Annotated in this window: 5 protein-coding genes; 2 read left to right on the top strand and 3 right to left on the bottom strand. The window is 70.7% G+C overall.

Annotated features, from left to right (window positions below; all coding sequences use genetic code 11):
- The 3 genes from VFZ20_RS15550 to VFZ20_RS15540 all read right to left on the bottom strand — a co-directional run.
- On the bottom strand, window positions 1-741 hold a 741-nt coding region (locus VFZ20_RS15550; protein ID WP_329684824.1), incomplete at its 3' end, for an SDR family NAD(P)-dependent oxidoreductase.
- A gap of 114 nt (window positions 742-855) precedes the next feature.
- Complete coding sequence (thpR, locus tag VFZ20_RS15545) at window positions 856-1,272, bottom strand: RNA 2',3'-cyclic phosphodiesterase (protein ID WP_329684825.1); 417 nt, start codon at window positions 1,270-1,272, stop codon at window positions 856-858.
- 179 nt (window positions 1,273-1,451) lie between these two features.
- A complete protein-coding gene (locus tag VFZ20_RS15540; protein ID WP_329684823.1) occupies window positions 1,452-2,120 on the bottom strand; it encodes a Crp/Fnr family transcriptional regulator in 669 nt (222 codons plus the stop codon).
- Window positions 2,121-2,222: 102 nt separating this feature from the next.
- Between VFZ20_RS15540 and VFZ20_RS15535 the strand changes: the two genes are divergently transcribed.
- Window positions 2,223-2,756, top strand: a complete 534-nt coding sequence (locus tag VFZ20_RS15535) for a hypothetical protein (RefSeq protein ID WP_329684822.1) — start codon at window positions 2,223-2,225, stop codon at window positions 2,754-2,756.
- Window positions 2,757-3,244: 488 nt separating this feature from the next.
- Complete coding sequence (locus VFZ20_RS15530) at window positions 3,245-4,234, top strand: TerC family protein (RefSeq protein WP_329684821.1); 990 nt, start codon at window positions 3,245-3,247, stop codon at window positions 4,232-4,234.
- The last annotated feature ends 62 nt before the right edge of the window (window positions 4,235-4,296 follow it).

The raw sequence follows: 4,296 nt of genomic DNA, 5'->3' as shown, positions 1-4,296 counted from the left end.
GGCCCCTGTGACGTGGCTCGCCGCGTCGGACGCGAGGAACAGCACCACGCTGGCCACCTGCTCCGCCGTGCCGGGCTCCCCGCGCTCCAGCGGCTTGTTGGTCTCGGGGAACTCGACCGGGATGCGCACCTCGTCCAGGTTTCGCTGCTCGGTGTTCTCCCGGATGTTGGTCTCGATGGCGCCCGGGCAGATGACGTTCACCCGAACGCGGTAGGGGGCCAGTTCCAGGGCCACCATCTTGGTGAACGCCACCTGGCCCGCCTTGGTGGACGAGTACGCCGTTGCCCCCGTGTTGCTGAAGACGCGCGTCCCGTTGATGGACGACGTGACGATGATGGAGCCGCCCTGCTTCTTGAGGTGCGGCACGGCGTACTTCACCGTCAGGAAGGTGCCCTTGAGGTTGATGGACATGGTCTTGTCCCACTCTTCGGGCTCCAGCTCCTCCAGCGGCGCCCACACGCCGTTGATTCCCGCGTTGGCAAAGACGACGTCCAGCCGCCCCCACTTGTCGATGATCTCCCGGATGGCGGCCTGCATCTGCGCCGGGTCGGAGATGTCGGCACAGACGGGGATGGCCTGGCCGTGCTCGGCGGCGATCTGGTCCACCACGGGGTCCAGGTTCTCGCGGTGGCGGCCCAGCACGGCCACCTTTGCCCCCTCGCGGGCAAACAGCAGCGCCGTCGCCTTTCCGATGCCCTCGCCGCCGCCCGTGACGAGCGCGACCTTGTCGTGCAGCTGCATGGTCTTTGAACCGCGGGTTACGGGGGACAGGGTACAGGGGACGGCCAGCAACTGCGGTCGATAGGCGATCCCCGGGCCCGCGGCGGGTCTGCACGATCCGTGCTGTGCGCCGGCTCAGCGCAGCACGACGCGCTCGATGGCTTCGTACCGCGCGGGGCCGCCACCCAGGTGGCTGCGAAAGACGACCAGCTCGCGCACGGGCATCTCCACGTCCACGGACGGCACGCGGGCGGTGGTGTCCGTCACGTCGCGCGGCGGCTGGATGCGGCTGAGGGTGAGGTGCGGCGTGTAGCGCTTGCCCTCCGGCGCGAAGCCGGCGGCGCGCGCGGCGTCCTCCGCGATGCGGGCCAGGTCGCGCAGGCGGTCCGCGCCCTCCGTGACGGCGATCCACAGCACGCGCGCGCTCCGCGGCCGCGAGAAGGCGCCCATCCCGCCGAAGCGCACGCCGAACGCCGCGCCTCGTCCGTCAGCGGCACGCCGATGAACAGGCGCATGGCCGAATCCACGTCGTTGCTCCTCACATTCCCGAATCGCCGAAGTAGTGGAGGCCCATCCCCACGAACCGCATCGCGCCGTGTCGTCTGTCCCAACCCGTGCACGAATCTCGTGCCGCGCCCCGCGCCCCGTTTGAAGTGTATTCCCCCGCCCGCGCAGTTTGCGGGAGGGGGTGGACGAGCCTGAGCGAGGCCGGGGGAGGGCCCGGGGGAGGGTTACCCCGCCGCCTCCGCCCGCAGCCCCGCCGCGTCCACGATGCGCAGGGCGCCGTTCGCGCCGATGTCGATCAGCCCGCGGTCGCGCAGGCCGCGCAGGGTGCGGCCCAGCACCTCGCGCACGGTGCCCAGCTCCTCCGCGACCGTCGTCTGCGATCCACCCAGCGTGAACACGTCCGTCCCCGCGCGCTCACGGCGCGCCAGCAGGTAACCCGCCAGGCGCGCGGACACGGAGCGCGCCGCCAGCCCGTCCAGCCGGCCGATGACGTGCCGCACCCGCGCGGCCAGGCGTCCCAGCAGGGCCAGCGCCAGCTCTGGATCCTGCCGGATGGCGGCCAGCAGCCCGTCGCGCGTGACGGCCACGCACGTCGTGGGGCGCACGGCGATGGCCGTCGCGGGGTACGTCGTGCCCTCGAACAGGGCCACGTCGCCCAGCGTGCCGCCATCGTCCTCCACGTGGATCACGTGCTGCCGCCCCCGCACCGTCCGAACGACGCGCACCCGCCCCTCCACGATCACGAAGAAGCCGCGCGGCTCCGTGCCCGCGTGCCACAGCACTTCGTCCGCGGCAAAGGTCCGCAGGGTGGAGCGGACGGCCAGCTCGCGCAGGGCCTCGGCGTTCAGCCGCGCAAAGAGGGGGATGCGATGGAGGACGGCCGGATCGATCATGTGACGTTTGTCCCTGCGGATGGATGCGGATCCGTGTAGCCTACAGTCGCGCCGCGTCGCGCACCACGTTCACCGATCCGCCCGACCGACTGGAGATAGAGGATGACGATCCGCCCGCTGGTCCTGGCCCTTGCCGCGGCCGCTGTTCCCGCCGCGCTCTCCGCGCAGCACGAGCACGCGTCGCACGAGCACGCCGCGCATCACCCGGCGCGGGCGGACAGCGCGGGGGCGGATACGGCGTTCGCGGCGCTGCAGGCGCGGGGGCGCGTGCACATGGGCGTGGACCAGTACACGTCCACGCACCGCTTCGACGCGCTGCCGAACGGCGGCCGCATCGAGCTGCAGCGCGACACGGACGACGCGGTGGACGTCGCCACCATCCGCGCGCACCTGCGCGGCATCGCGGACGCGTTCGCCGCGGGCGACTTCAACACGCCGGCGGCCGTGCACATGCGCGAGGTGCCGGGCGCGGCCGTGATGGCGGCGCGCCGCGCCCACATCCGCTACGCGTACCGCGACCTGCCGCGCGGCGGCGAGGTGCGCATCGTCACGGCGGACGCGGAGGCGCTGGCGGCCATCCACGCGTTCATGGCGTTTCAGCGCGGCGACCACCGCGCGGGCGGGGAGAGCCAGTGAGCCCTCACCCGCTCGCTGTCGCTCGCACCCTCTCCCGCAAACTGCGCGGGAGAGGGTGTATACTTCCACGGGCTCACTGCACGTCGCGGATACTGCGCGTCAGCGCAGTTCTCCCCCTCCCCCGCGAAGCGGGGGAGGGGGCCGGGGAGTGGGGCCCTCGCCCGCGAGACAAACTAACCCTCCCGCACGAGCCCTTCCGCCACCCCGCCCTTTGTAACAGCTCCGCAACAATGCACGGTCAGGCACACCCGAAGGGGTTGATCGGCCCGGAACCTGCCGTTACACTCCGCGTGTGGGGAGTAGCCTGCCGCTGAACAACGACAGCAGCGGAACCGCGGATCGTCATTACGGGGCGCCTGTGCCGCCCCCGGGACGCGGAACGGACCGAGAGGCCCGAGGGCGAGACCACTACGTCACTGAACTGTGCCGTAGGGTCGCGCCCTCGACGTTTTTGCGCGCGCCTGTCGGCCCCACAAGGAGGAGTTCCCGTGGCAGATTCAATCTGGCTATGGGTCGGGTTCAACGCCGCCGTGCTCGTGATGCTGGCGCTGGACCTGGGCGTGTTTCACCGCAAGGCGCACGCGGTGAGCATGCGCGAGGCGGCGGGTTGGACGGCGGTGTGGGTCTCGCTCGCGATGGTGTTCAACGCGGGCATCTGGTACTTCGCGGGCCCCCAGCCGGCGCTGGAGTTCCTGACCGGGTACCTGGTGGAGAAGTCGCTGGCGGTGGACAACATCTTCGTCATCGCCCTGATCTTCTCCTACTTCTCGGTGCCGGCCATGTACCAGCACCGGGTGCTGTTCTGGGGCATCCTGGGCGCCCTGGTGATGCGCGGCGCGTTCATCGCCGCGGGGTCGTACGTGCTGCACCAGTGGCACTGGGTGATCTACGTCTTCGGCGGGATCCTGCTGGTGACGGGCATCAAGATGGCCCTGCGCAAGGACGAGGCGATCGACCCCGAGCACAACCCGGTCGTGCGCCTGGCCCGCCGCTGGCTGCCCCTTACGCACCGCTACGACGGGCAGAAGTTCTGGTCGGTGGAGAACGGCAGGCGCGTGGCCACGCCGCTGTTCCTGGTGCTGCTGCTGGTGGAGTTCACGGATCTGGTGTTCGCCATCGACAGCATCCCGGCCATCTTTGCCATCACGGACGACCCGTTCCTGGTCTACACCAGCAACGTGATGGCCATCCTGGGCCTGCGGTCGATGTACTTTCTGCTGGCAGGCGTGGTGCACAAGTTCGTGTACCTCAAGTTCGGCCTGTCGCTGGTGCTGGTGTTCGTGGGCGGCAAGATGATGCTGGTGGACTTCGTGAAGGTGCCCACCCTGGTGTCGCTGGGCGTGATCGCCACGGTGATCGGCGGGTCTATCGCCCTGTCGCTGCTGCGCCCGCCCAAGGAGGGCGTGCCGCCCCCGCCCCTGGGCCAGGACGCGCCGGACCCCGAGGCGGACGACGACGCCCGCCCCACGGCGGCGTAGCACGGACCACCGCTCGCGCTCGGTGCGGGACGTGGAATCGTGGAAGCGGGCCGGAGAGCAGA

This window comes from Longimicrobium sp. (assembly GCF_036280135.1).
GTDB lineage: Bacteria > Gemmatimonadota > Gemmatimonadetes > Longimicrobiales > Longimicrobiaceae > Longimicrobium.
This window is presented reverse-complemented; position numbering and strand designations above follow the sequence as displayed.

Bases quoted from the DNA above. Each gene is read 5' to 3' on its own strand.
- VFZ20_RS15540 (WP_329684823.1), bottom strand. From the start codon at position 2,120: ATGATCGATCCGGCCGTCCTCCATCGCATCCCCCTCTTTGCGCGGCTG.
- VFZ20_RS15535 (WP_329684822.1), top strand. From the start codon at position 2,223: ATGACGATCCGCCCGCTGGTCCTGGCCCTTGCCGCGGCCGCTGTTCCC.